Source organism: Pseudoxanthomonas sp. GW835-FHT14C01 (genome assembly GCF_058793715.1).
The window spans coordinates 1,254,218-1,280,785 of the sequence record NZ_JBXAGB010000001.1 but is presented as its reverse complement, the minus strand read 5'-3'; the positions used below and the strand labels follow the sequence as shown (position 1 = coordinate 1,280,785).

Here is a 26,568-nt window from a genome sequence, read left to right as displayed (position 1 = left end):
ACGATGTCGCGCGCTCCAGCCAGCGCCACCGGTTCGGCCTTCGTCACTGTCACGGCGAAGGTGTCGATCACGATCGGTATCGTCGCCACGATGTACGCCGCAGCGCAGGTCGTCGCGGCGCTGATCCTGCTGGGACAGGTGGAGACCGACGCGGTTATGGGCTTCCTGACAACGCGGTCGGTGCCCGCGCCGGTGGTGTGGGTGCTCACGCACCTGATGTCGATCGCCGTCGGGTTCCTGCTGGTCAGCGTCGCGTTCCTGGCCGTCTCGGTGGGACTGTTGCGCCGGCAGGCCTGGGGTTGGTGGGGCTTTGTGTTCTTCATGGTCGTGGGGGCAGCCGTCAACTTCGCTGGCATCGCGGTCATCGACGCTACGTTCTCCTGGATTCAGGCCCTGCCCCACCAGCCGGGACTTGCGCAGATGCAGACGGAACTCGCCGCGATGCGCATGCTGACGCTGGCCACGCTGTGGGTCAGCGCGCTCGTGTTCGCCGTCCTGCATGGCCTGGTGGTCTGGCAGTTCTGTCGACCCGCCGTGCGGGCGGAATTCGGGACGGTCCGACCGCCCCGGTAGAATGTGCGGCATGAACGACATCACGCCCGTCCGCGATTATCTGACCGACCTGCAGGACCGCATCTGCGCCGCCATCGAGGCAGCGGATGGCCGTGCGCGCTTCCGCGAGGATGCGTGGTCGCGACCGCCCGGCGATGCCTCGCCGATCCGTGGCGGCGGTCGTACGCGGATCCTGCGCGACGGCTCGGTGTTCGAGCAGGCCGGCATCGGCTTTTCGGACGTCTCCGGCGATCGGCTGCCGCCGTCCGCCTCCGCGCATCGACCCGAACTCGCGGGCGCCTCGTGGCGCGCGGTCGGCGTGTCGCTGGTGTTCCATCCCCTCAACCCGCATCTGCCGACGACGCATGCCAACGTGCGGCACTTCCGCGCCGAGCGCGATGGCGAGACCGTCGCGTGGTGGTTCGGCGGCGGTTTCGACCTGACGCCGTTCTACCCGGTCGACGAAGACGTCCGCCACTGGCACCGGACTGCGCGCGACCTGTGCGAACCGTTCGGCGGCCAGGCGCGCTACGACGCGCACAAGCGCTGGTGCGACGAGTATTTCTTCCTGAAGCACCGCAACGAAACCCGCGGCGTGGGCGGCCTGTTCTTCGACGACCTGAGCGAGGACTTCGATCGGGACTTCTCCTACCTGCAAGCCGTCGGCGACGGCTTCCTGGACGCGTACCTGCCGATCGTGGATCGGCGCAAGGACATGCCCTACGGCGAACGCGAGCGGCAGTTCCAGCTCTATCGTCGCGGGCGCTATGTCGAGTTCAACCTCGTCTACGACCGCGGCACGCTCTTCGGCCTGCAGAGCGGCGGACGCGCGGAGTCCATCCTGATGAGCCTGCCGCCGCTGGTGCGCTGGGAATACGGCTACGCGCCGGAGGACGGCAGCGATGAACAACGCCTGGCGGACTACCTGCGCCCGCGCGATTGGCTGGGCGAATCGGCCTGAGCGATGCGCGTACGGGAGCGATGTAAGTCGCGGAGGAGCGCCGGAGTCGCGATCACTTACGCCGCTCCCGCACCGGGGCTCTCCGGCGGTCGTGGCACCACCGTGATATGCCCGTTGTTCTCCAGCACGGCCAGCCGGATATCGGCCATGTCCAGGCACCCCGCTTCGCGCATCGCCTTCTCGAAGTCCTCGCGGCTGATCAGCTCGCGCCGCAGCACGTCGCGGTAGACCTGGCCCTCGCGCGCCAGCAGCACCGGTGACCCTTCCACCCAGCGCTCCACCTTCGGCGAACGGGCGGACACCAGCCCGACGATCCAGTTCAGCGCGATCAGTGTCGCCGCGAGCAGCAGGCCGCCGCCCACCGACGTGTCCTCGCCGAGCAGCGCGTTCTGCACGGCATTGCCCAGCAGGACGACCAACAGCATGTCGAACGGCGTGAACTGGCCCATGGTGCGCTTGCCCGACATGCGGATCATCGCCAGCAGGATGAAGTACACCACGCAGGCCCGCAGCACGAAGCCCCACCAGGGCATGGCCAGTTCGAACATCTCGGCAAACGTCGCGTTCATGCGTCACCCGGCGGAAGGACTGCGCGCAAGGTAGCGCAGGCGCCGGGGCAAACGACAGGCAATAAAAAGCCCCGCAGACCAGGGGGAGATCGGCGGGGCCAGGGGAGCGGGACCTGGGGAGGGGTCGTCGCTCCGGGGGAGATCGCTCCAGGGGATGGGAGAGATCAGTGACAGACGTTGCATCTGTCACGGGCTATATGACCACTCGGCACATGGATGGTTCGTGAAGATTCCGGTTAAAAAACCGTAAGATTCAGGAGGAATTCATTTTATTGAACTCGTCGGTATACAAATATACCTGACGGGATTTCCCTGAAGCCTGCGCAAGTCCATGTTCCGGAAGGGAAACCGTTTTCAGGGCTTGCTAATGGGCCTCTTCCCAGTTGTCGCCGACCCCGCTGTCGACCATCAGCGGGACGCTCAGTTGCGCCGCTGCGGCCATCCGGGCCGTCGCCTCTTCCAGCAACGTGGGCACGAAATCGGCGTCGGCTTCGAACACCAGTTCGTCATGCACCTGCAGGATCATCAGGGCCTGCTGGCGGTGATCGGCCAGCCATGCGTCCACGCCGATCATCGCGCGCTTGATGATGTCGGCCGCCGTGCCCTGCATCGGCGCGTTGATCGCCGCGCGCTCGGCACCGGCACGCTGTCCCTGCGTGCCCTTGTTGATGTATTCCAGGTACAGCCGGCGACCGAACACCGTCTCGACATAGCCATGCTCGCGCGCCTGCTGGCGTGTGCGTTCCATGTAGTCGCGTACGCCCGGGTACCGGCTGAAGTACAGCGCGATGTAGTCCTGCGCCTCGCCACGCGCAATGCCCAGCTGGCGCGCCAGACCGAACGCGCTCATGCCGTACATCAGACCGAAGTTGATCGCCTTCGCGGCGCGACGCTCGTTGCCGGTGACATCTTCCAGCTTCCTGCCGAACACTTCCGCCGCCGTCGCCTTGTGGATGTCGGCGCCCGATTCGAACGCACGCACCAGGCCGGGATCCTGCGACAGGTGCGCCATGATGCGCAGCTCGATCTGCGAGTAGTCGCAGGCGACCAGCTTGCGGCCCGGCGGCGCGACGAACGCCTTGCGGATGCGGCGGCCGTCGTCGGTGCGGATCGGGATGTTCTGCAGGTTCGGATCGGTCGACGACAGCCGCCCGGTCGCGGCACCCGCCTGGTGGTAACTGGTGTGCACGCGGCCGGTCTCCGGATTGACCATCTCCGGCAGCTTGTCGGTGTAGGTGCTGCGCAGCTTCGCCAGCCCGCGGTACTCGAGGATCACGCGGGGCAGTTCATGCTGGTCGGCGATGGCTTCCAGCGCCTCTTCGTTGGTGCTGGGCTGGCCTGTCGGCGTCTTGACCAGCACGGGCAGCTTCAGCTCATCGAACAGCAACGCCTGCAGTTGCTTGGGCGAATCGAGGTTGAAGGTGCGTCCCGCCAGTTCGGTCGCCTTCTGCTGCGCGGCCAGCATGCGCTTGGACAGGTCGGCGCTCTGTCGCCGCAGTTCGTCGCCGTCGATCATCACGCCATTGGCTTCGATGCGCGCCAGCACGGGCACCAGCGGCATTTCGATGTCGCGGTAGACGCGTGCGAGACCCGGCTCGGCCGCCAGCTTCGGACCGAGCACGCGATGCAGGCGCAGGGTGACGTCCGCATCCTCCGCGGCGTAGCGGGTGGCGTCGTCGACGGCCACCTGCGAGAACGGAATCTGCTTCGCGCCCTTGCCGGCCACGGCTTCGTACTTGACGGTGTCGTAGCCGAGGAAGCGCTTGGCCAGGCTGTCCATGTCATGACGGTTGCTTCCGGAGTTCAGCACGAAGCTCTCCAGCATCGTGTCGTCGGCATAGCCCTGGACGTCCACGCCATGGCGGCGCAGCACGTGCAGGTCGTACTTGCCGTGCTGGCCCAGCTTCCGCTTGCCGGGATCGGCCAGCACCGGCGTGAGGGCCGCCAGCACGGCGGCGCGGTCGAGCTGCGGCGGCGCGCCGGGATAGTCGTGCCCGACCGGCACGTACACGGCGTGGCCAGGGTCGGTGGAGAAACTCAGGCCGACCAGGTTGGCCTGCATCGGATCCAGGCTGTCGGTCTCGGTATCGAAGGCGAACTCGTCGGCCTGCTGCAGGCGCGCGATCAGGGCGTCGAGCTGCGCCGGTTCCGTAACCGCGGCGTATTCGCCCGCAACGCTCAGCGCCGGGTCTACCTCGCCTTCCTCCGTGGCGACCGAGGCCACCCGGCCCGTGCCGCGCGCGCGACCGGGCTCCTTTTCGGCGACGGCAGTGGCGTCGATCGCGCCGCCGTCGAGCTCCTTCAGCGCCTGGTTGAACCCGTAGCGCGCGTACAGTTCGCGCAGTTCGTCGACATGGCGATCGCGCAGCGGCAGCGTGTCGGGGCCGCCTTCCAGCGCCACATCGGTCTTGATGGTCACCAGCGTGCGGTTCAGCGGCAGGCGCGGGAGCGCCGCGCGCAGGTTGTCGCCGATCTTGCCCTTGATTTCGCCCGCCTTCTCCAGGATCGCGTCGAGCGTGCCGTACTCACCCAGCCACTTGGCGGCGGTCTTCGGCCCGCACTTCTCCACGCCGGGCACGTTGTCGATGGCGTCGCCCATCAGGGCGAGGAAGTCGACGATCTGGTCCGGACGCACACCGAACTTCTCCACCACCGCCTCCGTGGAATCCAGCCGGCTGCCACTCATCGTATTGACCAGCGCCACGCCCGGACGCACCAGCTGGGCGAAGTCCTTGTCGCTGGTGGAGATGGTGACGTCCATGCCCTGCGCCGCGCCCTGCAGCGCGAGCGTGCCGATGACATCGTCCGCCTCCACACCTTCCACGCACAACAGCGGGAAGCCCAGGGCCTGCACGATGCGGCGCATCGGCTCGACCTGCGCGCGCAGGTCGTCCGGCATCGGCGGCCGGTTGGCCTTGTAGTCGGGATAGAGTTCGTCGCGGAACGTCGGGCCGCTGGCGTCGAGCACGAAGGCCACGTAGTCGGGACGCTCCTTCAACGTCGCACGCAGCATGTTGACCACGCCGAACAACGCGCCCGTGGGCTCGCCCTGCGCGTTGGTCAGCGGGGGCAGCGCGTGGAACGCGCGGAACAGATAGCTGGAGCCGTCGATCAGTACGAGTCGTTTCATGCCCGCATTCTACGTCCCCGCCCCCGCGCGCGGCGTCACGCGCGCGTGCCCGCATTCGGCGCATAATCGGACCGTCATTCCCCCGACCGGACGCCGCGATGAACCGCATGACGACCCTTGCCCTGCCGTTGTCCTGCCTGCTGGCCATGGCCGGTTGCGCCTCGACCGGCGGAGGCGGCAATCCCGCCGGCGTGGACCTGGCCAACGCCCAGGTGGCGGTGCGCACCGAGAAGAACGGCGACACGATCGAGGAATACCGCGTGGCCGGCAACCTGCGCATGGTCAAGGTCACGCCCGCGCGCGGCGCGCCCTACTACCTGTACGATTCTGACGGCGACGGCCGCCTGGACAAGAGCAAGGACAACAGCGACATCTCGCCGGTGTACTGGAAGCTCTACGGCTGGTGAGATCCCGCGCTCAGCGGATCACCAGTACCGGCACGCCGCAGCGCGCCAGCACCTCGCTGGTCTGGCTGCCGAGCAGCAGCCGACCCAGCGCGCGCCGGCCATGCGAGGCCATGACGATCAGGTCGCAGCCCTCGCGTTCGGCGGTGTCGACGATCGCCTCCGCGGCATAGCGGTCTGCCACGTGCAACAGCCGTGGCGTGACGCCCGCCTCCTGCGCCTGCCGGGTGGCGGCATCGAGTACCTTGCGCGCGGCTTCATCGCGCGCATTCTGGAAATCCGGCAGCGAGGTCGCCACCGCGCTCCAGCCCAGCGCATCGTCGAAGCCGGTATTGATGGGTTCGCTCACCGTCAGCACGGTGGCCTTCGCCTGCAGCTGCCGGGCCAGCGCGAAGCCATGCTGCACGCCTTTGTCCGCCCGTTCCGAGCCATCGGTTGCGATCAGGATATGCCGATACATGCCGCACCTCGCGCTGATGGGATGGCGTCATTACACGCGCTGCCGGCGTAGGACGCCGTGATCTGGATCAATCGCGGCGCCTACACCGCCTGAAGGTTCGCATACGCCAGCACCAGCCACTTGCTGCCTTCGCTGTCGAAGTTGACCTGCACGCGCGCATGCGCGCCGCTGCCCTCGTAATCCGTCACCACGCCATGACCGAACTTGGCATGGGTAACCGTCTGGCCGAGCTTGAGCCCCGGCGTTTCCAGGCTGGCATGACCGGGCATGGCGCGGGTGGCGAAGCCGGAGGCCGGCCGGCTGACCTGTACGCGCGGGCGCACCTCGTTGAGCAGGTTGGCCGGGATTTCGCGCAGGAAGCGCGAGGGAATGCCGTACATGTCCTGCCCGTGCAGGCGACGCGCCTCGGCGTAGCTCAGCACCAGCTTCTGGCGGGCACGGGTGATGCCCACGTAGGCGAGCCGCCGCTCCTCTTCCAGTCGTCCGCTTTCGTCCAGCGAACGGTTGCTGGGGAACAGGCCCTCTTCGAGCCCCGCCAGGAACACCAGCGGGAACTCCAGGCCCTTGGCCGAATGCAGCGTCATCAGCTGCACGCCGTCCTCGCCCGCTTCGACCTGGCCCTCGCCGGCCTCCAGCGCCGCGTAGGACAGGAAGGCGACCAGTTCGCTCATGCCTTCCTGGCCGTCTTCTTCGGCCGCGATGTCTTCGCGGCGTACGAAACGCGAGGCCACCGACACCAGTTCGTCCAGGTTCTCGGTGCGGGATTCCGAATCCAGTCCGCCGCGGCTTTCGCGCGCCCAGTGCTCGCGCAGGCCGGAGCGGGCGAGCACGTGATCCATGCGCTCGGCGAGCGTCATGTCCGCGGTTTCCTCGGCCAGCTGGTCCACCAGCGCGGCGAACGCCGCCAGCGCGTTGCGTGCACGCCCGGCCAGCTCGCTGCCCTGTGCCGCCAGCATCGCCGCGCCCCACAGCGACACGCGCGCGCCGCGCGCCAGCCGGCGCACTTCGTCGAGCGTGCGTTCGCCGATACCCCGTGTCGGGGTGTTGACCACGCGCTCGAACGCGGCGTCGTCGGCCCGGTTGGCCATCAACCGCAGGTAGGCCAACGCGTCCTTGATTTCGGCACGCTCGAAGAAGCGCATGCCGCCGTAGACGCGGTAGGGCACCTGCTCGGACAGCAAGGCCTCTTCGAAGGCGCGCGACTGCGCGTTGCTGCGGTAGAGGATGGCCGCATCGCCGAGACTGCCGCCCTCGCGCACCCACTGGCGGATGCGTTCGACGACGAAGCGCGCTTCGTCCATCTCGTTGTAGGCCGCATACAGATCGATCGGCTCGCCGTCGCCGGTATCGGTCCACAACTGCTTGCCGATGCGGCCCGGGTTGTGCGCGATCACCGCGTTGGCGGCGCCCAGGATGTTGGCACTGGAGCGGTAGTTCTGCTCCAGCCGGATGGTCCGCGCGGACGGATAGTCGCGCAGGAACTGCTGCATGTTCTCGACCTTCGCGCCGCGCCAGCCGTAGATGCTCTGGTCGTCGTCGCCGACCACGAAGACATGCCCGGTATCGCCGGCCAGCACGCGCACGAAGGCGTACTGGATGGCGTTGGTGTCCTGGAACTCGTCCACCAGGATCTGGCGGAAGCGCGTGCGGTAGTGCGCCAGCAATGCCGGCGTATCGCGCAGCAATTCGTGCGCGCGCAGCAGCAGTTCGGCGAAGTCGACGAGGCCGGCACGATCGCAGCGCTCCTGGTAGCCGGCATAGACCTGCCGGCGCACCTCCAGCCAGTCGTCGTTCGGCGCCGGCTGGAGGTGTTCGGGCCGGCGGCCTTCGTCCTTCTGCTCGTTGATCCACCACGTGAGCTGCTTGGGCGGGTACTTGCCCTCGTCCAGTTCCATCGCCTGCACCACGCGCTTGACCAAGCGCTGCTGGTCGTCGCTGTCGAGCACCTGGAAGGTCTCGGGCAGCTTGGCTTCCTGCCAGTGCAGCCGCAGCAGGCGGTGCGCCAGGCCGTGGAAGGTGCCGATCCACATGCCGCGGCTGCCGTTGCGCAGTTGCACGTCGGCGCGCGCGCGCATCTCGCTGGCGGCCTTGTTGGTGAAGGTCACGGCCAGGATGCCGTGCGTCGGTACGCCATGGACCTCGTTGAGCCAGGCGATGCGGTGGGTCAGGACGCGGGTCTTGCCGGAACCGGCGCCGGCCAGGACCAGGTAATGCCCGGGTTCGGCGGAGACGGCGTCGCGCTGGGCGGGATTCAGGTCATCGAGCAGGTGGGAAACATCCATCCGCGCATTTTACGGCCTGCGGCGGCCCACGCCCTGAGACGCAGGCCGTTCAGGCCAGGTCGGCGACCTGCATCGAGACCTGCTTTCGTCCCTCGTCGAGCCATTGACGGCCGGCTTCGACGAAGCCGTGCCGGGCGTGGAACAGGCGCGACGGCTCGTTCGGCGGCACCACGTTGAACTCGCAGGTGATGCGCGGAATGCCGCGTTCGCGGGCGAAGGCGAACAGGTCGGCGTACAGCCGCGAGCCCAGCCGATGCCCCTGCACGGCGGCGTCCACGACAATGCGGTCCACATAGAGGAAGTCGGGATAACGGTCCGCGAACCAGGCGAAATTGTCGTTGCGGTAATCCGCGCCGGCGCGCATCGCCAGCAGGAAGGCGACCACGCGGTCGTCCCGCGTCGCCACGCGGTGGCAGGCGGACAGGGACGCCAGGTGGCGCAGCCTGTCCGCATCCATCGGGCTGGTGTGGCGGACTTCGGCTTCGTTCAGCGCGACGATGGCGGCGATATCGCCGTCGTCCGCATCCCGGATCGCCAGAGCGTCGTCCTGCATCGTCGGATCAGTGCGCCGCCTGCTTGGCCGGCGTTCCGTTGTTCATCAACCGATCGGTGTAGGCAATGCCGATGGCCGAGAGAATGAAGATGGCATGGATGATCGTCTGCCACATCACGCCGGTCGACGTGAAATCGCTGCAGGTCTTCGCCATCCATCCCGCCGCCTTGGCGGCCTCGACGGCGGCGAACGCCTCGGGCGTGCCGCAGAGCGGCAAGCCTCCCAGCGTGCTGGCGCCAATGAAGGTTTTCAGCAGGTGGATGGACGAGATGCCGATGATCGCCATGGCCAGCTTCACCTTCAGCACGCTGGCATTGACGTGGCTCAGCCATTCGGGCTGGTCGGGGTGCTTCTCCAGGCCCATGCGCGATACGAAGGTCTCGTAACCCCCCACGATGACCATCATCAACAGGTTCGAGATCATGACGACGTCGATCAGACCCAGCACCAGCAGCATGATGTCCTGCTCGCTGAGGCTGGTGGCGCCATGGACCAGATGCCACAGCTCCTTCAGGAACAGGACAACGTACACGCCCTGCGCCACGATCAAGCCCAGGTACAACGGCAACTGCAGCCAGCGCGAGCTGAAGATCAGGGCGGGCAACGGTCCCAGGCGCGTGGATTTCGGGTCGGTCATGGGGGAACAGTCATTTCCAAGGATGGCGCAGGGTACCGGCCGGATTTGACGCTGCCAAGTCGGCGCTGGCCGCTAGACTCCGAGGCACCCCATCCGCGGACTCCGTCATGATCGACCTCTACTACTGGCCCACCCCGAACGGCCACAAGATCACCCTGCTGCTGGAAGAACTGGCGGAGGCCGGCGCCAGGCTGGACTACCGCATCGTGCCGGTGAACATCGGCAAGGGCGACCAGTTCACGCCCGAGTACCTTGCCTTCTCGCCGAACAACAAGATGCCGGCGATCATCGACCACGCCCCGGCCGACGGTGGCGAGCCGATCAGCGTGTTCGAATCCGGCGCCATCCTGCTGTACCTGGCCAACAAGACCGGCCGCTTCTTCGGCACCGATACCCGCCAGAAGGTGGCGGTGAACCAGTGGTTGATGTGGCAGATGGCCGGGCTTGGCCCGATGAGCGGGCAGTACGGCCACTTCGCCGTCTACGCGCCGGAGAAGATCCCGTACGCCATCGACCGCTATACCCGCGAGGTGCAGCGTCTGCTCGGCGTGCTGGATACGCAGTTGGCGAAGCACGCCTTCGTCGCCGGCGAGGACTACAGCATCGCCGACATGGCGATCCATCCGTGGATCAACGCCTACGACAAGGCACCGCTGGACCTGTCGCCGTATCCGCATCTGCAGCGCTGGCAGGAAGCCGTCGGCGCGCGCCCAGCCGTGCAGCGCGCGTACGCGCTGAAGACGCAGGTGAATCCGGATGCCGGCAAGCCGCTGACCGACGAGGAACGGAAGCACCTGTTCGGCCAGGGCGCGCCCAAGGCATGAGGAACCGGCATCGGGCGTTCGCGGCATAATCCGGGGCTGACCGGCCCCGCCGCCCGAGTACTCCGATGCGCCTTGCCCTGTTCGCCCTGATGACCGTCGCCACCGCCCTCCCCGCCCACGCCGAGAAACTCACGCTGGAAGCCATCACGGGCAGCGCCCCGCTGTCCGGCCCCACGCTGACCAAGCCGCAGGTCGCGCCGGATGGCTCGCGGGTGACCTTCCTGCGCGGCAAGGACAGCGACCGCAACCGGCTGGACCTGTGGGAATACGACATCGCCAGCGGGCAGACGCGCCTGCTGGTCGACTCGTCGGTGGTGCTGCCGGGCGATGAAGTGCTCAGCGACGAAGAAAAAGCACGCCGCGAGCGCCAGCGCATCGCGGCGCTGTCGGGCATCGTCGACTACCAGTGGTCGCCGGATGGCAAGGCGCTGCTGTTCCCGCTCGGCGGCGAACTGTACTTCTACGATCTGTCCAGGTCCGGCAAGGACGCGGTGCGCAAGCTGACGAACGGCGGCGGCTTCGCCACCGATCCGAAGATCTCGCCGAAGGGCGGCTTCGTCAGCTTCATCCGCGACCGCAACCTCTGGGTCATCGCGCTGGCCGACGGCAAGGAAGTGCAGCTGACCCGCGACGGCAGCGACACCATCGGCAACGGCGTGGCCGAGTTCGTCGCCGACGAGGAAATGGACCGCCACACCGGCTACTGGTGGGCGCCGGATGATTCGGCCATCGCCTTCGCGCGCATCGACGAAACGCCGGTGCCGATCCAGAAGCGCTACGAGGTCTATCCCGACCGCACGGAAGTGATCGAACAGCGCTATCCGGCGGCTGGCGACCACAACGTGCTGGTGCAGTTGGGTGTGGTCGCGCCGAAGACCGGCGCCAAGCCACGGTGGATCGACCTCGGCACCGACAAGGACATCTACCTGGCCCGCGTCGATTGGCGCGATCCGCAGCGCCTGACCTTCCAGCGCCAGTCGCGCGACCAGAAGAAGCTCGAGCTGATCGAAGCCACGCTGGCGACCGGCAAGCAGCGCACGCTGGTGACCGAGACCTCGAAGACCTGGGTGCCGCTGCACAACGACCTGCGCTTCCTGAAAGACGGGCGCTTCCTGTGGTCGTCGGAACGCAGCGGGTTCGAGCATCTGTACATGGCGTCGGAAGACGGCGCGACGGTGACGCCGCTGACGCAGGGTGACTGGGTAGTCGACGGTCTGCTGGCGATCGACGAAGCCGCGGGGCTGGCCTTTGTCAGCGGCACTCGCGACAGTGCGACCGAAACGCATGCCTATGCCATTCCGCTGGCCGGTGGCGAACCACGCCGTCTGACGCAGGCGCCGGGCGTGCATGCGGCCAGCTTCGCGCGCAACGCCAGCGTCTTCGTCGACAGCTGGTCCAGCGACACCGTGCTGCCGCAGATCGAGCTGTTCAAGGCCGATGGTACGAAGCTGGCGACGCTGCTCCAGAACGATGCCGCCGACGCAGGCCATCCGTATGCGAAGTACCTCGCTGCGCACCAGCCGACGACCTTCGGCACGCTGACGGCGGCCGACGGCAGCACGCCACTGCACTACAGCCTGATCAAGCCGGCCGGCTTCGACCCGAAGAAGAAGTATCCCGTCGTGGTCTTCGTCTACGGCGGCCCCGCCGCGCAGACCGTCACCCGCGCCTGGCCCGGCCGCAGCGATGCCTTCTTCAACCAGTACCTGGCACAACAGGGCTACGTGGTCTTCTCACTGGACAACCGCGGCACGCCGCGCCGCGGCGCGGCCTTCGGCGGCGCGCTGTACGGCAAGCAGGGCACGGTGGAAGTGGACGATCAGCTGCGCGGCGTCGCGTGGCTGAAATCGCAGTCCTTCGTCGATCCGGCGCGCATCGGCGTGCACGGCTGGTCCAACGGTGGCTACATGACGCTGATGCTGCTGGCCAAGCACAGCGAAGCCTACGCCTGCGGCGTGTCGGGCGCGCCGGTCACCGACTGGGCGCTGTACGACACCCACTACACCGAACGCTACATGGACCTGCCGAAGGCGAACGAGGCCGGCTACCGCGAGGCCAGCGTGTTCACCCACGTGGACGGCCTGCGCTCCAAGCTGCTGCTGATCCACGGCATGGCCGACGACAACGTGCTGTTCACCAACTCGACCAAGCTGATGAGCGACCTGCAGAAGCGCGGCACACCGTTCGAGCTGATGACCTACCCGGGCGCCAAGCACGGCCTGCGCGGCAGCGACCTGCTGCACCGCTACCGGCTGACCGAGGATTTCTTCGCCCGCTGCCTCAAGCCCTGATTCCACCCGACCCGGGAGCGCCATCGCGATGTCGACCCATGTCCCTGCAGCGCCCGGCTGGTGGCAGCGCAACTGGAAGTGGTGCGTGCCCGTGCTGGCGGCGCTGCTGCTGGCGCTGTTCGCCGCGTTCGTCTTCGGCATCGTGGCGTTGATTTTCGGGGCCATCAAATCGTCCAGCACGTACCAGCATGCGGTCACGCGGGCGCAGAACGATCCTGCCGTGATCGCCGCGCTGGGCGAGCCGATCAACGCCGGCTGGCTCGTCCAGGGCAACATCAGTGTCGACGGTGCGAACGGCGACGCCGATCTCGCGATTCCGCTGGACGGTTCACGGGCCGACGGCACGCTTTACGTGGTGGCGGAGAAGAAGGCCGGCGAGTGGCGCTACGAAACACTTGCCGTGAACGTGGAAGGCGGCGAGCGCATCGTGCTGGAAGAGTCGGTGCCGCCGGGCACTCCCTGAGCCTTGAACGATGAAGGCCGCCCGCAGGCGGCCTTCACAAGGGAGGGGACGCGTCGCGCGCTCAGTTCCTCGGTGCCGGCGCCGGCACCACGAGCGCCGGATCCACCGGCGTACCGGGCGGGACGTAGATCGCCACACCTGCGGCCTGCTTCTGCGTGGTCGGGATACCCATGCTCAAGCCACCGCCGGAATGGCGGCCGTAACTCCCCGCCCCCACCGACATGCCGACCGGTGAGCCGCTGGAGCCCACGCCGATCAGTACCACGCCATTCGCGCCGAGGGCGGCGGCTTCGCGCTTGAGGCGCGTCACTGCCGCATCGGTCTGGCCCTGGGTACCGAATCCCACCGCGCTCTTGGATTCGAGCTGCGCGATTTCCTGCGCGCCAGCGGGCGCCGTGCGATAGACCTGGACCTGCGACGGATCGATGGCGGGGCGTGTCTGCCCCAGCATGACCTTGGAACTGCTGGCGCAGCCGGCGGCCAGCAGCGCGACGAACACGACGGGGGCGAGGCGGAACGTCATGGCGGCTTCTCCGTGGGAGTCGCGGCGATCTTCCGCCGCACGCCCTGAATGTTGGCACAGCCCGTGGCTGCCCGGCGTGACGGGGTGGGCGGGTTATCATTTCGTCCTGACCATGCCGCCGTTTCCCGCACGATGAGCTTTGCCCCCGACCCGCCATCCGCGCCGCAGCGGCTGGCCGTCGACTACATCCATGCCCCGAGCCCCCGGGCGCTGCTGGGCCTGCCGGAAACCCTGGCCGTGTTCGGCTTCGGCGCGCTGGCGCCCTCGACCGCCGCCATCGACGATCCCCGGTACCTGCGCGTGCCGCTGTCGCCGCTGCGCGAAGCCGCTGCGCCTTACGAAGTCTGGCGCGCGACGGGACCGGTGGCGACGGGCCGCGAGGGCGCCGTGCGCTACAGCCATGACGGAGCCCTGCAGTTCGGCGTGGTGGAGTGGGAAGAACCCGAGGGCGGCATCCTGCATGCCAGCGCGCAGGCCTACGCGGCGATGGCGGCGTTCTGGCGCGACAGTGGCTATCCACACCTGTTGCGCATCTGGAACTATTTCGACGCGATCACCGAAGGCGAGGGCGATGCCGAACGCTATCGGCAGTTCTGCGTCGGCCGCGTGCAGGGCCTGGGTGACGTCGATACGCGCGTGCTGCCCGCCGCCACCGCGATCGGCAGCCACGACGGGCGCCGCGTGCTGCAGGTCTACTGGCTGGCCGCGCGCGAGCCCGGCCTGCCGCTGGAGAACCCGCGCCAGGTCAGCGCTTACCGCTATCCGCGCGAATACGGCCCGCAGTCGCCGAGTTTCGCGCGCGCACTGCTGCCGCCCTCGCCAACCCTGCCGCTGCTGCTCTCAGGCACGGCCAGCATCGTCGGCCATGCATCGCAGCACGCCGATTCGCTGCGTGCGCAACTCGACGAAACCCTGACCAACCTGGACAGCCTGCTCGGCGCCGCGCGCGTGCATGCACCGTCGCTGCCGCCGCACATGGACGCCAGTTCGCGCCTGAAGGTCTACGTGAGCGATGCCGCCGATGCCGATGCCGTCGCCGCGCAGCTGGAAGCGCGGCTGGGCACCCGCGTACCGTGGCTGATGCTGCATGCGGACGTCTGCCGGCGCGAACTGCTGGTCGAGATCGAGGGCATGCACGGCGTCACGGCTTGAAGCAGCAGCCCGTCGTCCGCATAGTGACGCCATGAGGCGCCACGTCGCGCGCCGTATCGCGGAGTGTTCGATGGGACTGATCAGTCTGCTGTGGGGCGTCGTGTCCATGCTGTGGATGGTGCTGGCCCTGATTCCGCTGCTCGGGTGGGGCAACTGGTTCCTGATCCCGTTCGCCGCGGTCGGCGCGATCATCGCCGCCATCGGCATCCTGTTCACCCGCACCGAAAACCGAGGTCGCGCGAAGGCCGGGCTGGTGCTCAACGGCATCGTGATCGTGGTGGGCATCATCCGCCTGTCGCTGGGCGGCGGCTTCATCTGATCCCGCGGCGGACGCAGCGTTCCGCGCTGCGACCGCCTGTCGCAGGCCGCTCCACCGGGCACCGGCGTATCATTCGCCGCTCTGCCAGGAGCCCGTGATGGCCTATCCCCACATCCGCCCCCGCCGCATGCGCCGCGACGAGTTCTCCCGTCGCCTGATGCGCGAGCACGTGCTGACCACCAACGACCTGATCTACCCCGTGTTCGTGCACGAGGAGAAGGGGCGCGCGCCGGTGGCGTCGATGCCGGGCGTGGAGCGGCTGTCGATCGACGAGCTGCTGCGCGTCGGCGAGGAAGCGCTGGAACTCGGCGTGCCGGTACTCGACCTGTTCGGCGTGCCCGATCCCGCGGCGAAAACCGCCGACGGCCGCATCGCCTGGGACGAGGACGGCATCATCCCGCGTGCTATCCGCGCGTTGAAAACGCGCTTCCCCGAGCTCGGCGTGATGAGCGACCAGGCGCTGGACCCGTATACCACGCACGGTCAGGACGGCCTGATCGACGACACCGGCTACATCCTCAACGACGAGACCATCGAGGCGCTGGTGAAGCAGTCGCTGGCGCATGCCGCCGCCGGCGTCGACATCCTGTCGCCCAGCGACATGATGGACGGCCGCATCGGTGCGATCCGCGCCGCGCTGGAGAACGCGGGCTACATCAACACGCGCATCATGTCGTACGCGGCCAAGTACGCCAGTGCATTCTATGGCCCGTTCCGCAGCGCGGTGGGCAGCGCCGGCAACCTCGGCAAGGGCAACAAGTTCACCTACCAGATGGACCCGGCCAACTCGAACGAAGCGCTGCACGAGATCGCGCTGGATCTGGACGAAGGCGCGGACATGGTGATGGTCAAGCCGGGCCTGCCCTACCTGGACGTGATCCGCCGGGTGAAGGACGAGTTCGGCGTGCCGACGTTCGCGTACCAGGTCAGCGGCGAGTACGCGATGATCAAGGCCGCGTCGGCGAACGGCTGGCTGGACGAGAAGGCCTGCGCGCTCGAAGCACTGACCGCCTTCAAGCGGGCCGGCGCCGACGGCGTGCTGACCTACTTCGCACTGGACGCGGCACGCTGGCTGCGGGACGGCTGACATGACGGCCGTCGTCATCCGCGGTGCGCGGCATGACGATGCGGGCGAACTGGCGCGTCTGTGCACGCTGCTCGCCTATCCGGTGGACGGCGATGGCATGGCGCAGCGACTGGCCAGCCTGCTGGGTTCGCCCACGCATGCGGTGATGGTCGCCGCCTCCGTCGACGACGATGACGACCTGCTGGGCATGGTCGCTGCGGAATGGCGGCTGATGATCGAATCCGGTCATCGCGCCGAGATCACGGCGTTGATCGTCGATCCGCGGGCGCGACGCCTCGGCCTGGGTCAGCAACTGGTGGATGCCGCCTGCGACTGGATCCGTGAGCAGGGCGGCGGCGACGTCTTCGTCCGCTCCAACATCGTGCGGCCGGAATCGCATGCGTTCTATCCCTCGGCCGGCTTCGCGCTGGCCAAGACGCAGCACGTTTATGTGCGGCAACTGGCGCGTCCGGCGGACTGACCGGAGAGGTCGGCACCACAACGAGAACGGGAGCCGACAGGTTCCCGTTCTCGTTTTCTGCATCAGAAGCGGGCTTCGATGCCCAGCATCACCGTGTCGGCACGGTTGAAGTCGCAGTCGAGGTCGTAGTCGTCGCAGTCGTCATAGGCGTAGTCGTCGGCATAGACGAATGCGGTGTAGCCGAGGCTGATGTTGAAGTGACGGTTGATATCCACGCCAATCGCCACGCCTGCATAGCCGCCATCGGTCGAGAGTTCACCGTAGTATCCGTCCTGCTTGGCGTCGAAGTAACCGCCGCGCACGGTGGCGAACCACGGGCTGTTGCCGAAGTTGAAGCGGGCGTTGGCACCGATGGCCTTGTAGGTGGCCTTCGGCACCTCGACACCACGGTAATCGGTGCTGTCCAGCCGGCCACCGGACAGTTCCACGCCGACCTGCGCCCACGGGCCCGCCTGCCAGCGGTAACCGGCGCTCACGGCCACGGCGTCCTGTTCGACGTCTTCGTAGATCCAGCCCTGGCCGGCCTGCATACCGACGAAGAAGCCGCCATCTTCCTCATCTTCGGGGGCGGTGGCAGGCGCAACGTAAGGCGCCGGTGCGGCATAGGTCGGCGCGGGCGCGGGAGCCTGCGGTGCAGGGCTGACTGCAGTCGGCTGGGTCGCCGGCGTTACCGGCTGGGGGGAGGCGGGCTGCGGGGTTTCCTTCTTGCGGAAGGCCTCGTAGGCCGGCGAGATCGACTGCGCCTGCGCATGCAGGGCAAAGACCGCCAACGCGAGCGGCAGGTAACGGAGCAACGGCTTCATGATGGTTTCCCTTTCGGTGCTGATGGAATCCCCGCGTCCTTGCGGTACCGGCGGGGCGGATCGGTTCGTGCGGCGGCGATGCCGGCGGCGGCGCGTGCACGGACACGGCGTCGATCGGTTCCTGGTCGACACGCGTCCTCGCAGTGGCAGAGTTCGATGGAAGGCATCCGGACTCCCCGGTCCGTTCGCCTGTCGCCTTGCTCCCTGGCACACCCCCTTCGGCGGCGGCACAGTGCAGCGCGGCGTGCGGCCTGTCAAGCCGGCGTCGGTGCGGGGTAGACTGCGACGAAGACAGTGGCGGGCACCGCGTGTGCGGACGCATCGCTGCCGCCTCCGACTCACTCTTCCAGACGGGGTTCCGCGTCATGTCCCACCATCGCTACGCCGTCTTCGGCCACCCCGTCGCCCATTCGCTGTCGCCGCGTATCCATGCCGCGTTCGCGCAGCAGGTCGGCATCGCGCTGGAGTACACGGCCATCGATACGGCGCCGCACGATTTCGTCGGCACCCTCGACCGGTTCGCAGGCGACGGCGGCGCGGGCGCCAACATCACGCTGCCGCTCAAGGAGGCGGCGTTCGCGATCTGCGCAGGGACGAGCGACCGCGCGCGGCGTGCCGGTGCGGTGAACACGCTGACCCGCAACGATGGCCAGTGGCATGGCGACAACACCGACGGCGCCGGCCTGGTGCGCGACCTGACCGGCCGCCACGGCCTGGACCTGCGCGCGCGGCGTGCCTTGCTGCTCGGCGCCGGCGGTGCCGCGCGCGGCGTGGCGCCCGCGCTGCTGGATGCAGGCATCAGCGAACTGATCATCGTCAACCGCACCGCAGACCGCGCCGATGCGCTGGCCGATGCACTGGGCGAACCCGACCGCGCGCATTCGCGTTACTGGGACGACCTGCGCGACCTCGGCGACTTCTCGCTGATCGTCAACGCCACCTCGGCCGCGCGCCAGGACCAGGGCGCGTTCACCCTGCCCTTCACGCTCGCTACGCCACGCACGCTGGCGGTCGATCTGAACTATGGCGAAGCCGCGATCCCGTTCCTCGCCTGGGCCCGCGCCGCCGGTTGCCACGACGCGGTGGACGGCCTGGGCATGCTGGTAGAACAGGCGGCGGAAGCCTTCGAACAGTGGCATGGCGTGCGACCGGAAACCGATGCGGTCTACGCCATCTTGCGCGGCAAGGACAAGGTGCTGGTGACGGCGGATTGAGGGCCGCGGACGCCAGCCATCGCGCCGTTGCCCGCTATCGCTTCCGAAAGCATGCACGCCATCCCGACCCTTTCCCTTCCGCCTGACCTCAAGGAGTAACCCGTGGACGGATTCCTCACCCAGCTGCTGACGATGCTCGGCTACCAGCTGCCCGAACTGCTGGCCTGTACGGCAGGCGTCGCGATGCTGGCGATTTGGGTGCCGGCGGCGCCTGGCCGCAAGCTGGCCCTGGCGGGCATGGTGGTGATGCTGCTGACCACGCTGCTGCGCGGCGCGATGAGCGTCTGGCAGGCGTGGCTGATCAACAACGCGACCGATGGCTACAGCGCGTTGAGCGGGATGATGACCGTGTTCGGCGCCGTCGGCATGCTGCTGAGCGTCGTGTCCGCTACAGGCCTGGTAATGCTGGTCTGGGGCGCCTGCAAGGCGATGCAGGCCGTGCCACGCGGCTGAGCGTTTACAGCACGCCGTCGCGCTTTACCGCCAGGTAGCGCTCCACCAGCGCCGCCGGCAGTTCGTCGGCGGTGACGTCGAGCACCATCACCCGATGGCTGCGCAGCGCATCGTGCGCCGCCGTGCGCTGTTCCAGATAGCGGGCGACGGCGCCCGCATGGATCGCACCCTGAAGGTCGCGCACGTCGCCATCCAGCGCATCGTCCAGCGAGGTCTCGCGCAGGCTGGCCACGCAGACCAGGTGCCGCTTTTGCAGCAGGCGAACGGCGGCGAGCAGGTCGTCGATGTCCTCGTCGCGGACGTTGGTGACCAGCATCACCAGCGCGCGGCGGCGCTGCCGCAGGCTCAGTTCGGTGGCGGCGGCCAGATAGTCGGTGGCGACCGGGCGCGGCTGCAGGTCGTAGCTGGCGCGCAGCAGCGTCTCGATGGCGGCCATGCCACGTTGCGGCGCGATCCAGCGGCTGTCGCCGCCGGCCGCGAACAGGCCCACGCCGTCGCCCTGCCGCAGCGCCAGGTACGACACCACCAGCGATGCATTGAGCACATGGTCGAAATGGCCCAGCTCGTCCTCGCGCGCCATCATGCGGCGACCGGTGTCGATCAGCATTACCAACTGCTGGTTCTTCTCGTCCTGGTACTCGCGCGAGATCAGCTTGCGCGAGCGTGCCGTCGCTTTCCAGTCGACCTGGCGCAGGCTGTCCCCGACGCGGTACTCGCGCATCTGGTGGAAGTCGGTGCCTTCCCCGCGACGCCGTTTCAGATGCGCGCCCACCAGGCGCGACGCCTGTTCCGCGCTGAACAGCGCGAAGCGGGTCAGCGGCGCGAAGTTCGGATACACCCGCACGCGCTGCGGCGCGCCGGCGATGCGCGACTGCCGCCACAACGCCAGCGAAGAACGCAGGCGCAGTTGCACGCCATCGAAGTGCGCATCGCCACGCGCGACGGGACGCAGGCGGTAGGTGATGCGGGTCGCCGACATCGGCGCCAGCGTCAGCCGGCGCGGCAGTCCGGAAGACGCCCATCCGCCGGGATGCAGGTCGAACACCTCCAGCCGCTGCTTCACCCGCGACTCGAAGGACAGCGCGACATCGCGCTCGATGCCCAGCGGCAACGCCTCGGGCACGTCGCGCACGGTTTCCGGCGTCGGCCGGCCATGAAGTCGCCAGGCATCCAGCGCCGCGACCACGAGCATCACCGCACCCACCAGCTGCCACTGCCACAGCGGCCAACCGAGGAACGGCACGGCCAAGCCTGCCAGTCCCCAGCCTGCGATCAGGGCGATGAGCAGAGCTGCGGGCCTCATGGGTGTGGCCCTTCCCCCGCCCGCGGGGACACGCCGGCAGGATTGCCGGTGTGCACGGCGCAAGCCGCCCGCAGGGCGAGCCACAGGGATGTGGCGAGTGCAAGGCTGGGATGCGGGCAAACGAAAACCGGACATCTCGGCAAGCCATCACACTGACCGCGCGCCCCCGCCCCACCCCTCCCCCGCACGCGGGGGAGGGGGCGGATCACGAGATCGGCGGCGACAGCGCAGGCGATCATTTGCGCGGCGCGTCCACCTTGGCCAGCAGCGCACGCAATGCATCGTCCGGCGATTGCCCTTCGATCTGCAGTTCGGGCGCCAGCGTGATGCGGTGGCGCAGCGCGGGACGGGCGATGTCGCGCACGTCGTCCGGGGTGACGAAGTCGCGCCCCTGCAGCACCGCCTGCGCGCGCGCCGCGCGTACCAGCGCGATGCTGCCGCGCGGGCCCGCGCCGAGCGAGATGCCCGGCCACTTGCGCGTGGCGGCGACGATGCGCACCGCATAGTCGATGACTTCCGGATCGACGCGTACGGCGGCGGTCTCGCGCTGCATCGCGACGATGTCGGCCGCCCCCAGCACACGTTTCACCTGCGACAGGTCGAAGTCTGCGGCGGTGCGGCCGGTGGTGATCGCGTCGACCATCCGCTTCTCATCGTCCAGCGCCGGGTAATCGATCAAGACCTTGAGCAGGAACCGGTCCAGCTGCGCTTCCGGCAGCGGGTACGTGCCTTCCTGTTCCACGGGGTTCTGCGTGGCCAGGGCGATGAACGGCGGCGACAGTTCGAACGACTTGCCTTCGATGGTCACCTGGCCTTCCTGCATCACTTCCAGCAGGGCGGACTGGGTCTTGGCGGGCGCGCGGTTGATCTCGTCGGCCAGCAGGATGTGGGTGAACACCGGGCCGCGGCGGATCTGGAAGCTCTCGGTCTTCGGATCGTAGACGGCGTGGCCGCTGACGTCGCTGGGCATCAGGTCGGGCGTGAACTGCACACGCGCGTAGGTCAGCTCGAGCGCCTGTGCCAGTGCGCGCACCAGCAGCGTCTTGCCCAGTCCGGGCACGCCCTCGATCAGCACGTGGCCACCGGCGAGCAGCGCGATCAGGATCTGGTCCAGCACGTCGGGCTGGCCGATGAAGGCGCGCGACACCTCCTCGCGCACGGCCTCGACGCGGTCGGACAAGGCGTTGCGCGGCATCGGCGGGAGCGCGGGCGGCGCGGCGGCGGTCTCGTCGTTCATAGGCGGTTTCTCAGTTGGATCAGCAGGGAGATGCGGTCACGGAAGGCCTGCCGGTCGTGCGAGGCAGGAACGTTGAGGGCGGTGCGGATGCGTTCGGCGGACTGCCCCGTGCGCTCGGCGATGGCGGCGACCTGCGGTTCGCCGGTGAGGGCGGCGGCGACCGGGTCGCGGCGGCGCAGGCGCGCGAGGAACGACTGGCGGACGGCGGCGTACAGCATCACGCCGCGGCCATAGCGGTAGAGGTGCTCGCCACTGGCGCGCACGTGTTCCAGCAGCGAGCGGCGCTCGCCGGCCGGCGACGGCACCGGCGGGCCGAACCGCTGCATGCGCATCCACAGCCAGGCCGCGAGCGCGAGCAGCAGCGGCGCCCACACCATCCAGCCACGCAAGTACAGCGTGCGCCACAGCGACGGCATCTCGGCCGCGTAGACCAGATGCATGGTGCCCTGCCGGTAGTTCGGCGCCAGCACCTGCCGCGCCAGCGCGCGGTGCGGGCCATCCCGCAGGCCGCCGTCCGGCGGCGCGTCGAGCGCTTCCTGCATGAAACCGCGTGTGGCCGTGTTGGCCAGGAAGTCGAAATCCGCCAGCACGTCCACGTGGCCCTTGCCCGCCGCCACGCGGGCATAGACGTAGCCGTTCTGCAGGTCGCCCCAGGCCAGCTCGGGCACGACATCGTCGAACGCGAAACGACGACCGCGGCAGAACTCGACGTGGTGGCCTTCGCCTTCCACCTGGAAGTCCTCGCAGGACGGCGTCTCGTCCACCAGCCAGGCCGACAGCAGGTCCAGCATCTCCGACTGCGGGGCATTCGGCCCCGAGGTATCTTCGCCCGGCGAATACAGCGGCGTGCGGATCAACAGGTGGCCGCCGTCCTCCACCCATGCCAGCAGACGCTCGGCCTCGGGCGGCGACAGCGCGCGCGGATCGTTGAACAGCAACAGGGTGTCGCCGGGCGCCAGCGCGTTGTCGTCCAGCATCAGGCGCTGGCGCGCATTGACCTTCACGCCGTCGGCTTCCAGCGTCTTCGCCAGCGCATACAGCGGGTTGTAGGCGGCCTCGCCCGACGGCGGCAGGTACAGCGTCTTCTCGACGCGGTGGAAGGTATGCCGGAACCACGCCAGCAGCAGTGCCAGCACGACCAGCAGGACCAGCACGCCGGCACCCGCCAGGCGCCCGTTGCGGCGCGAGGCCGTCATGCGGCCCACCCGTAGCGTTGCTGCAACGCGCCGACCAGCGCGTCGAATTCGTCTTCGTCGGGCAGGCGTTCGGCATAGGCGGCGTACTGCCAGGTGCGCACGATGCGCGCGAACACGTTGCGGTCCTCCGCCTGCGGCAAGCGACGCGATGCGCGCAGGCACTCGGCTTCGGTAGCACCCGGGGGCAGCACGATGTCGGCGCGCCGGCTCATGCTGTCCACGCTGGCCCGGTACAGCAGGGCGAGCGCATGACGCGGGCGGCCGTCGCGCCACAGCGCACGCGCGGCCGTGGCGATGTCGTCGGGCAACACGTCCGGTAACGCCAGCGCCTCGGTCTGCGGCGCATCCGGCCTGTCCGGCGCGGCGCGCGCGATGCCGCGCATCCACGGCCACCAGTAACGCACCGTCGCCAGCAGGGCCAGCACCAGCACGCCGGCCACCAGCCACAGGCCCCATTCGCCGATGAAGGCCAGCACCGTGCCGAGGCCGGCAAGCAGGGCGCCGTCGCCGTCTCGGCGCCTGTCGGGCGTTTCCTCCGCCGGCCTGCGGCGCTCCCACTCCGACTGCACGTGCGCGCGACCGAGCAAGGGATCACGGTACGCCTCATCGGCCGCCTTGCGGAACGCGCGATCGTCCACGCGCTGGTCACCGAACACGATGGGCAGCGTCGGCGGCGTCGGCTTCTGTTCGTCCTGCTGCGGCTCCGCCGATGCGGCAGGCCGCGCCGGCGGAGCGCCATGGCGCTCCTGCGCGTCGGCGATGCCGGCCATGCCGGCCCACACCGCCACGGCCAGCAGTACCGGCGCGGCGGCGGCCAGGCGCGCACGCAGCTTGCGGAACACGATCTCCAGGTCCCAGGCCTCGATCTGCGTGCGCCGGTTGAGGTACAGGCCGAAACCGGCGCCGACGTAGAACGGCTCGATCACGCTGACCGCCGCCCAGACCAGTGCATTCCAGGCGACCTTGAACCACGCGGGCCACTCGATGGCGACCACGCGGAACGCGGCCTGCATGCTGTCCGGCAACAGATCCTGCGGCAGGTACATCACGACCGCCATCACGCCACCCAGCACCAGCACGCCCTGGAACAGCAGGCAAATCCAGGTCAGCAGGATCGCGGTGCCGTAGGCCTGCCCGCCGAGCACACGGCGCCGCTGGCCCAGCCGCTCGCCCTGCACGCCCTCCAGCAGGTCGATCGGCATGTAGAGCGAGCGCACCGGACTGAAGCGCCGCCACGTGAGCAGGTGCGGCAGCGTGCGCAGGCCCCAGCGGGCCTGCGCACGCAAGGTCTCGCGTGCGTCCGGCACGCTGCCGAACACCGCGCGCGAGATGACATACAGCGGGATACGGTCGAAGGCGGGCTTCAACCACCACATCAGCAGGGCCGCCAGCCAGAACCGGTCGATCCACCACGCACCCAGGTTCAGCAGCGCGAACACCGGCAGCGTCAGCCACAGCCACGGCCTCCAGACCGCGCCGGCATGCCGGCGCACCAGCGCCATGCCCAGCTCGATGGCTTCCCAGTCCGAGCGTGCGCGCAGCCGGACCGTCAGCTGTTCAATCCTCATCGGCCACCCCGCGTCCGCCGAGGCCCAGCCACAGCGCCACCAGCGTCCACAGCACGCCGGACACGCTGTACTTCACCACGGCGGGGATGGACTGGGTCGACGACCAGAAGGCTTCGATGAAGGCCGCCACCAGCAGCATGAACGCCACGCCGAGGCACAGCCTCGCCCCCTTGGCGCCCGCGATCGCCAGCGCGTCGATACGTCGATGCCGCCCCGGCGCCACCAGGCTCAGGCCGAGCCGCAGGCCGGCGCCACCGGCCAGCACGATGGCCGTCAGTTCGAATGGCGCGTGGCCGCAGACGAAACGCCACAGCGGGTCGCCGTAGCCGATCTGTTGCAGATGGCCGAACACCGTGCCGATGCCGATGCCGTTGACCACCAGCACGAACAGCGCGCCGACGCCGGCCACCAGTCCGCCGGCGAACGTGCGCAGGCCGATGCTGATGTTGTTCCAGATGTAGTGGCCGAACATCTGCCAGTCGGTGCCGCTCTCGCGCCCGAGCGCATGGCCGGGATCGCTGGGGTCGTACATGCGTTCGTACGTCGCCACCTGTTCGGGCGAGGCGATGCTGTACACCAGCTCCGGCCGGAACTGCAGCAGCACGAACATCAGCACCAGCGGAGCCACGAAGACCGCCGCCGCCACCCACATGCAGCCCGCTTCGCTGCGCACCAGCCGGGGAAATTCCGCCAGCAGGAAACGCACCGCACGCTGCCAGCGCGGTGGCGGCGTGCGGTACAGCACGCCATGGCCGTCCTGCATCAGGGCCTGCAGGCGATCCACCACCACCGGGCTGTAACCGCGCCGGCGCGCCAGTGCGAGGTGCTGGCAGATGCGGCGGTAGCGCGCCGGCACGTCCTCGTCGGTCAGTTCGCCGGCATTGCGCTCGCGGCGCGCACGCCGTGCGCTGTCGCCGCGCGCGTGCAGCCACGTTTCGAAGGCGATCCACTCGGCTTGGTGGCGGGCGACGAACTGCTCCTGCCTCATCGACGCCCCAACAGCCAGTTGGCCATGCCGTACAGCCGCTGTACGCCGGCCTGTCCCTGCGCCGCAGTGATGGGCTGGGCGAGATTGGCCAGTTCCTCCTGGCGCGACGCCGTCAGCTGCGGCGCGCGTTCGCCGAACGCGACGATCGCGGCCTGCTCTTCCGGCAACAACTGCGCCGGCGGCACGAACACCGTGTTGACCGGCACCGGCACGTGGCGGCGTTCGCCTCCCGCATGCACCACCAGCGTGCCCGCCACCCTGTCGCCGAGGCGGCGCGCATGCGCGTCGGTCAGGCAGGCGACCAGGCCGGTCGCGTAGCCGAACGGCAGCATGTCGACGGTCCGCAGCAGGTTGCGCGTGATCGCCGCCAGCCACCCCACCGGTGCGCCATCGGCCGCCACCACGCGCAGTCCCAACGCCTTCTTGCCGGGCGTCTGCCCGCGCCAGACCGACTCGAGCACGATCGGGTAGGCCCAGAACACCAGGAACACCACGATCAGGTACAGGCCCTGGCCCACGCTGCCCAGCAGGGCGAGCAGCGTCGCCATGACGACCACGATGCCGAGGCGGATCGCCAGGTCGATGCTCCATGCCAGCGCGCGCGGCACCGGACCCGCCGCCGGCAGGTGCAGGCCCACGCCTTCGGGCGTGACGACTTCGCGGTACGTGTCCAGCATCACGCGATTACCACGGGCAGCGCTGCCCTGGCGACACCGTGGCCGCGACCGGATCGATGTGGTGGAACCTGCGAGTCCCGCTGTCCATGCGCCTTCCCCATGCCTGGCGACTTTAGCCGCGAACGCCAGCCTTGCCCAGCCACGCGAGGGCCTACACTGCACGCCATCGTGGGCACTCCCTTCTCCTGCCGGTCGGGCTGCGCGGCCTGCTGCACCGCGCCTTCGATCACCTCGCCGATCCCCGGCATGCCGGAGGGCAAGCCGGCCGGCGTGCCGTGCGTGCAGCTGGACGACGCATTGCGCTGCCGGCTGTTCGGCCGGCCCGAGCGCCCGACGTTCTGCGGCACACTGAGGCCGGGCCCCGACATGTGCGGGGCCAGCCGGCAGGAAGCCCTGGTGCTGCTGGCCGCCCTCGAACGCGCCACCGCACCGCCCACGCTTTCCCCTCGCTAGGAGACGTCG

The 26,568-nt window shown here is 68.7% G+C and carries 27 protein-coding genes; 13 read left to right on the top strand and 14 right to left on the bottom strand.

The genetic code is table 11. From position 1 onward, the window contains the following. The first annotated feature begins 3 nt into the window (after nt 1-3). Together AC1Q5B_RS05630 and hemF are read left to right on the top strand one after the other, a co-directional pair. The gene (locus AC1Q5B_RS05630; protein ID WP_492630735.1) at nt 4-573 is read left to right on the top strand and encodes a hypothetical protein; all 570 of its coding nucleotides are present in this window, start codon (nt 4-6) and stop codon (nt 571-573) included. 10 nt (nt 574-583) lie between these two features. After that, nucleotides 584-1,513 (top strand): oxygen-dependent coproporphyrinogen oxidase, encoded by a 930-nt coding sequence (gene hemF, locus AC1Q5B_RS05625; RefSeq protein ID WP_492630734.1) that lies wholly within the window; start codon nt 584-586, stop codon nt 1,511-1,513. Nucleotides 1,514-1,569: 56 nt separating this feature from the next. Here hemF and AC1Q5B_RS05620 read toward each other — a convergent pair whose 3' ends face one another. After that, entirely contained in the window at nt 1,570-2,082 is a 513-nt protein-coding gene (locus AC1Q5B_RS05620) for a DUF421 domain-containing protein (RefSeq protein WP_492630733.1), read from the bottom strand. Between the two features lie 364 nt (nt 2,083-2,446). After that, nucleotides 2,447-5,212 carry a DNA polymerase I gene (gene polA, locus AC1Q5B_RS05615; RefSeq protein ID WP_492630732.1) on the bottom strand — a complete coding sequence of 922 codons (2,766 nt, stop codon included), beginning with the start codon at nt 5,210-5,212 and terminating at the stop codon, nt 2,447-2,449. A gap of 98 nt (nt 5,213-5,310) precedes the next feature. On the opposite strand from polA, the gene AC1Q5B_RS05610 reads away from it, so the two are divergent. After that, nucleotides 5,311-5,619, top strand: coding sequence for a DUF2782 domain-containing protein (locus AC1Q5B_RS05610; RefSeq protein WP_492630731.1), 309 nt, complete (start codon nt 5,311-5,313; stop codon nt 5,617-5,619). A 10-nt stretch (nt 5,620-5,629) separates the two neighbouring features. Here AC1Q5B_RS05610 and AC1Q5B_RS05605 read toward each other — a convergent pair whose 3' ends face one another. The 4 genes from AC1Q5B_RS05605 to AC1Q5B_RS05590 all read right to left on the bottom strand — a co-directional run bounded on the left by AC1Q5B_RS05605 (nt 5,630) and on the right by AC1Q5B_RS05590 (nt 9,548). After that, nucleotides 5,630-6,076: a universal stress protein gene (locus tag AC1Q5B_RS05605; RefSeq protein ID WP_492630730.1), complete on the bottom strand. Its 447-nt coding sequence runs from the start codon at nt 6,074-6,076 to the stop codon at nt 5,630-5,632. An 80-nt stretch (nt 6,077-6,156) separates the two neighbouring features. Next, complete coding sequence (gene uvrD, locus AC1Q5B_RS05600; protein ID WP_492630729.1) at nt 6,157-8,358, bottom strand: DNA helicase II; 2,202 nt, start codon at nt 8,356-8,358, stop codon at nt 6,157-6,159. Between the two features lie 49 nt (nt 8,359-8,407). After that, entirely contained in the window at nt 8,408-8,911 is a 504-nt protein-coding gene (locus AC1Q5B_RS05595) for a GNAT family N-acetyltransferase (protein ID WP_492630728.1), read from the bottom strand. A 7-nt stretch (nt 8,912-8,918) separates the two neighbouring features. Next, nucleotides 8,919-9,548: a TIGR00645 family protein gene (locus AC1Q5B_RS05590; RefSeq protein WP_492630727.1), complete on the bottom strand. Its 630-nt coding sequence runs from the start codon at nt 9,546-9,548 to the stop codon at nt 8,919-8,921. 107 nt (nt 9,549-9,655) lie between these two features. Here AC1Q5B_RS05590 and AC1Q5B_RS05585 point away from each other — a divergent pair, with 107 nt between their 5' ends. From AC1Q5B_RS05585 to AC1Q5B_RS05575, 3 genes are all read left to right on the top strand, one after another. Continuing rightward, a complete protein-coding gene (locus tag AC1Q5B_RS05585; protein WP_492630726.1) occupies nt 9,656-10,372 on the top strand; it encodes a glutathione binding-like protein in 717 nt (238 codons plus the stop codon). Nucleotides 10,373-10,437: 65 nt separating this feature from the next. Next, entirely contained in the window at nt 10,438-12,663 is a 2,226-nt protein-coding gene (locus tag AC1Q5B_RS05580) for a S9 family peptidase (protein ID WP_492630725.1), read from the top strand. 28 nt (nt 12,664-12,691) lie between these two features. Continuing rightward, nucleotides 12,692-13,126 carry a cytochrome c oxidase assembly factor Coa1 family protein gene (locus AC1Q5B_RS05575; RefSeq protein ID WP_492630724.1) on the top strand — a complete coding sequence of 145 codons (435 nt, stop codon included), beginning with the start codon at nt 12,692-12,694 and terminating at the stop codon, nt 13,124-13,126. Between the two features lie 61 nt (nt 13,127-13,187). On the opposite strand, the gene AC1Q5B_RS05570 is transcribed toward AC1Q5B_RS05575, so the two are convergent. Further along, nucleotides 13,188-13,649, bottom strand: a complete 462-nt coding sequence (locus AC1Q5B_RS05570; RefSeq protein ID WP_492630723.1) for a hypothetical protein — start codon at nt 13,647-13,649, stop codon at nt 13,188-13,190. A 132-nt stretch (nt 13,650-13,781) separates the two neighbouring features. Between AC1Q5B_RS05570 and AC1Q5B_RS05565 the strand changes: the two genes are divergently transcribed. The 4 genes from AC1Q5B_RS05565 (at nt 13,782) to AC1Q5B_RS05550 (ending at nt 16,667) form a co-directional block, all read left to right on the top strand. Further along, nucleotides 13,782-14,801: a chorismate transformation FkbO/Hyg5 family protein gene (locus AC1Q5B_RS05565; RefSeq protein ID WP_492630722.1), complete on the top strand. Its 1,020-nt coding sequence runs from the start codon at nt 13,782-13,784 to the stop codon at nt 14,799-14,801. A 70-nt stretch (nt 14,802-14,871) separates the two neighbouring features. After that, nucleotides 14,872-15,120, top strand: coding sequence for a hypothetical protein (locus tag AC1Q5B_RS05560; protein WP_492630721.1), 249 nt, complete (start codon nt 14,872-14,874; stop codon nt 15,118-15,120). A 97-nt stretch (nt 15,121-15,217) separates the two neighbouring features. Then, nucleotides 15,218-16,207, top strand: a complete 990-nt coding sequence (gene hemB / locus AC1Q5B_RS05555; protein ID WP_492630720.1) for a porphobilinogen synthase — start codon at nt 15,218-15,220, stop codon at nt 16,205-16,207. A gap of 1 nt (nt 16,208) precedes the next feature. Next, on the top strand, nt 16,209-16,667 hold the full coding sequence (locus tag AC1Q5B_RS05550) for a GNAT family N-acetyltransferase (protein WP_492630719.1): 459 nt from the start codon (nt 16,209-16,211) through the stop codon (nt 16,665-16,667). Between the two features lie 62 nt (nt 16,668-16,729). Here the strand turns inward: AC1Q5B_RS05550 and AC1Q5B_RS05545 are convergent, their stop codons facing one another. Then, nucleotides 16,730-17,470, bottom strand: coding sequence for a putative outer membrane beta-barrel protein (locus AC1Q5B_RS05545; RefSeq protein WP_492630718.1), 741 nt, complete (start codon nt 17,468-17,470; stop codon nt 16,730-16,732). Nucleotides 17,471-17,835: 365 nt separating this feature from the next. Between AC1Q5B_RS05545 and aroE the strand changes: the two genes are divergently transcribed. Both aroE and AC1Q5B_RS05535 read left to right on the top strand, forming a co-directional pair. Then, the gene (gene aroE, locus AC1Q5B_RS05540; protein ID WP_492630717.1) at nt 17,836-18,684 is read left to right on the top strand and encodes a shikimate dehydrogenase; all 849 of its coding nucleotides are present in this window, start codon (nt 17,836-17,838) and stop codon (nt 18,682-18,684) included. Nucleotides 18,685-18,786: 102 nt separating this feature from the next. Further along, the gene (locus AC1Q5B_RS05535) at nt 18,787-19,137 is read left to right on the top strand and encodes a hypothetical protein (RefSeq protein WP_492630716.1); all 351 of its coding nucleotides are present in this window, start codon (nt 18,787-18,789) and stop codon (nt 19,135-19,137) included. 4 nt (nt 19,138-19,141) lie between these two features. Here AC1Q5B_RS05535 and AC1Q5B_RS05530 read toward each other — a convergent pair whose 3' ends face one another. The 6 genes from AC1Q5B_RS05530 to AC1Q5B_RS05505 form a co-directional block, all read right to left on the bottom strand. Continuing rightward, nucleotides 19,142-20,440: a DUF58 domain-containing protein gene (locus AC1Q5B_RS05530; RefSeq protein ID WP_492630715.1), complete on the bottom strand. Its 1,299-nt coding sequence runs from the start codon at nt 20,438-20,440 to the stop codon at nt 19,142-19,144. 235 nt (nt 20,441-20,675) lie between these two features. After that, on the bottom strand, nt 20,676-21,677 hold the full coding sequence (locus tag AC1Q5B_RS05525) for an AAA family ATPase (protein WP_492630714.1): 1,002 nt from the start codon (nt 21,675-21,677) through the stop codon (nt 20,676-20,678). Further along, nucleotides 21,674-22,873 carry a DUF4350 domain-containing protein gene (locus AC1Q5B_RS05520; protein ID WP_492630713.1) on the bottom strand — a complete coding sequence of 400 codons (1,200 nt, stop codon included), beginning with the start codon at nt 22,871-22,873 and terminating at the stop codon, nt 21,674-21,676. The genes AC1Q5B_RS05525 and AC1Q5B_RS05520 overlap by 4 nt, the downstream gene beginning before the upstream one ends. Next, on the bottom strand, nt 22,870-24,441 hold the full coding sequence (locus AC1Q5B_RS05515; RefSeq protein WP_492630712.1) for a DUF4129 domain-containing protein: 1,572 nt from the start codon (nt 24,439-24,441) through the stop codon (nt 22,870-22,872). Before AC1Q5B_RS05515 ends, AC1Q5B_RS05520 begins: the two co-directional genes overlap by 4 nt. Further along, nucleotides 24,431-25,429, bottom strand: a complete 999-nt coding sequence (locus AC1Q5B_RS05510) for a stage II sporulation protein M (RefSeq protein WP_492630711.1) — start codon at nt 25,427-25,429, stop codon at nt 24,431-24,433. Before AC1Q5B_RS05510 ends, AC1Q5B_RS05515 begins: the two co-directional genes overlap by 11 nt. Beyond that, nucleotides 25,426-26,106, bottom strand: coding sequence for an RDD family protein (locus AC1Q5B_RS05505; RefSeq protein ID WP_492630710.1), 681 nt, complete (start codon nt 26,104-26,106; stop codon nt 25,426-25,428). Before AC1Q5B_RS05505 ends, AC1Q5B_RS05510 begins: the two co-directional genes overlap by 4 nt. A 168-nt stretch (nt 26,107-26,274) precedes the next feature. On the opposite strand from AC1Q5B_RS05505, the gene AC1Q5B_RS05500 reads away from it, so the two are divergent. Beyond that, on the top strand, nt 26,275-26,559 hold the full coding sequence (locus AC1Q5B_RS05500; protein ID WP_492630709.1) for a YkgJ family cysteine cluster protein: 285 nt from the start codon (nt 26,275-26,277) through the stop codon (nt 26,557-26,559). The last annotated feature ends 9 nt before the right edge of the window (nt 26,560-26,568 follow it).

What these genes read in the sequence shown, in the direction of transcription:
- AC1Q5B_RS05605 (WP_492630730.1), bottom strand. Translation starts at nt 6,076, where the DNA reads ATGTATCGGCATATCCTGATCGCAACCGATGGCTCGGAACGGGCGGAC.
- AC1Q5B_RS05630 (WP_492630735.1), top strand. Translation starts at nt 4, where the DNA reads ATGTCGCGCGCTCCAGCCAGCGCCACCGGTTCGGCCTTCGTCACTGTC.
- AC1Q5B_RS05525 (WP_492630714.1), bottom strand. Translation starts at nt 21,677, where the DNA reads ATGAACGACGAGACCGCCGCCGCGCCGCCCGCGCTCCCGCCGATGCCG.
- aroE (WP_492630717.1), top strand. Translation starts at nt 17,836, where the DNA reads ATGTCCCACCATCGCTACGCCGTCTTCGGCCACCCCGTCGCCCATTCG.
- AC1Q5B_RS05575 (WP_492630724.1), top strand. Translation starts at nt 12,692, where the DNA reads ATGTCGACCCATGTCCCTGCAGCGCCCGGCTGGTGGCAGCGCAACTGG.
- AC1Q5B_RS05550 (WP_492630719.1), top strand. Translation starts at nt 16,209, where the DNA reads ATGACGGCCGTCGTCATCCGCGGTGCGCGGCATGACGATGCGGGCGAA.
- AC1Q5B_RS05590 (WP_492630727.1), bottom strand. Translation starts at nt 9,548, where the DNA reads ATGACCGACCCGAAATCCACGCGCCTGGGACCGTTGCCCGCCCTGATC.
- AC1Q5B_RS05545 (WP_492630718.1), bottom strand. Translation starts at nt 17,470, where the DNA reads ATGAAGCCGTTGCTCCGTTACCTGCCGCTCGCGTTGGCGGTCTTTGCC.
- AC1Q5B_RS05595 (WP_492630728.1), bottom strand. Translation starts at nt 8,911, where the DNA reads ATGCAGGACGACGCTCTGGCGATCCGGGATGCGGACGACGGCGATATC.
- AC1Q5B_RS05510 (WP_492630711.1), bottom strand. Translation starts at nt 25,429, where the DNA reads ATGAGGCAGGAGCAGTTCGTCGCCCGCCACCAAGCCGAGTGGATCGCC.
- AC1Q5B_RS05570 (WP_492630723.1), bottom strand. Translation starts at nt 13,649, where the DNA reads ATGACGTTCCGCCTCGCCCCCGTCGTGTTCGTCGCGCTGCTGGCCGCC.
- AC1Q5B_RS05505 (WP_492630710.1), bottom strand. Translation starts at nt 26,106, where the DNA reads ATGCTGGACACGTACCGCGAAGTCGTCACGCCCGAAGGCGTGGGCCTG.
- hemF (WP_492630734.1), top strand. Translation starts at nt 584, where the DNA reads ATGAACGACATCACGCCCGTCCGCGATTATCTGACCGACCTGCAGGAC.
- polA (WP_492630732.1), bottom strand. Translation starts at nt 5,212, where the DNA reads ATGAAACGACTCGTACTGATCGACGGCTCCAGCTATCTGTTCCGCGCG.
- AC1Q5B_RS05530 (WP_492630715.1), bottom strand. Translation starts at nt 20,440, where the DNA reads ATGAGGCCCGCAGCTCTGCTCATCGCCCTGATCGCAGGCTGGGGACTG.
- AC1Q5B_RS05515 (WP_492630712.1), bottom strand. Translation starts at nt 24,441, where the DNA reads ATGAGGATTGAACAGCTGACGGTCCGGCTGCGCGCACGCTCGGACTGG.
- AC1Q5B_RS05620 (WP_492630733.1), bottom strand. Translation starts at nt 2,082, where the DNA reads ATGAACGCGACGTTTGCCGAGATGTTCGAACTGGCCATGCCCTGGTGG.
- AC1Q5B_RS05565 (WP_492630722.1), top strand. Translation starts at nt 13,782, where the DNA reads ATGAGCTTTGCCCCCGACCCGCCATCCGCGCCGCAGCGGCTGGCCGTC.
- uvrD (WP_492630729.1), bottom strand. Translation starts at nt 8,358, where the DNA reads ATGGATGTTTCCCACCTGCTCGATGACCTGAATCCCGCCCAGCGCGAC.
- AC1Q5B_RS05520 (WP_492630713.1), bottom strand. Translation starts at nt 22,873, where the DNA reads ATGACGGCCTCGCGCCGCAACGGGCGCCTGGCGGGTGCCGGCGTGCTG.
- hemB (WP_492630720.1), top strand. Translation starts at nt 15,218, where the DNA reads ATGGCCTATCCCCACATCCGCCCCCGCCGCATGCGCCGCGACGAGTTC.
- AC1Q5B_RS05610 (WP_492630731.1), top strand. Translation starts at nt 5,311, where the DNA reads ATGAACCGCATGACGACCCTTGCCCTGCCGTTGTCCTGCCTGCTGGCC.
- AC1Q5B_RS05560 (WP_492630721.1), top strand. Translation starts at nt 14,872, where the DNA reads ATGGGACTGATCAGTCTGCTGTGGGGCGTCGTGTCCATGCTGTGGATG.
- AC1Q5B_RS05585 (WP_492630726.1), top strand. Translation starts at nt 9,656, where the DNA reads ATGATCGACCTCTACTACTGGCCCACCCCGAACGGCCACAAGATCACC.
- AC1Q5B_RS05580 (WP_492630725.1), top strand. Translation starts at nt 10,438, where the DNA reads ATGCGCCTTGCCCTGTTCGCCCTGATGACCGTCGCCACCGCCCTCCCC.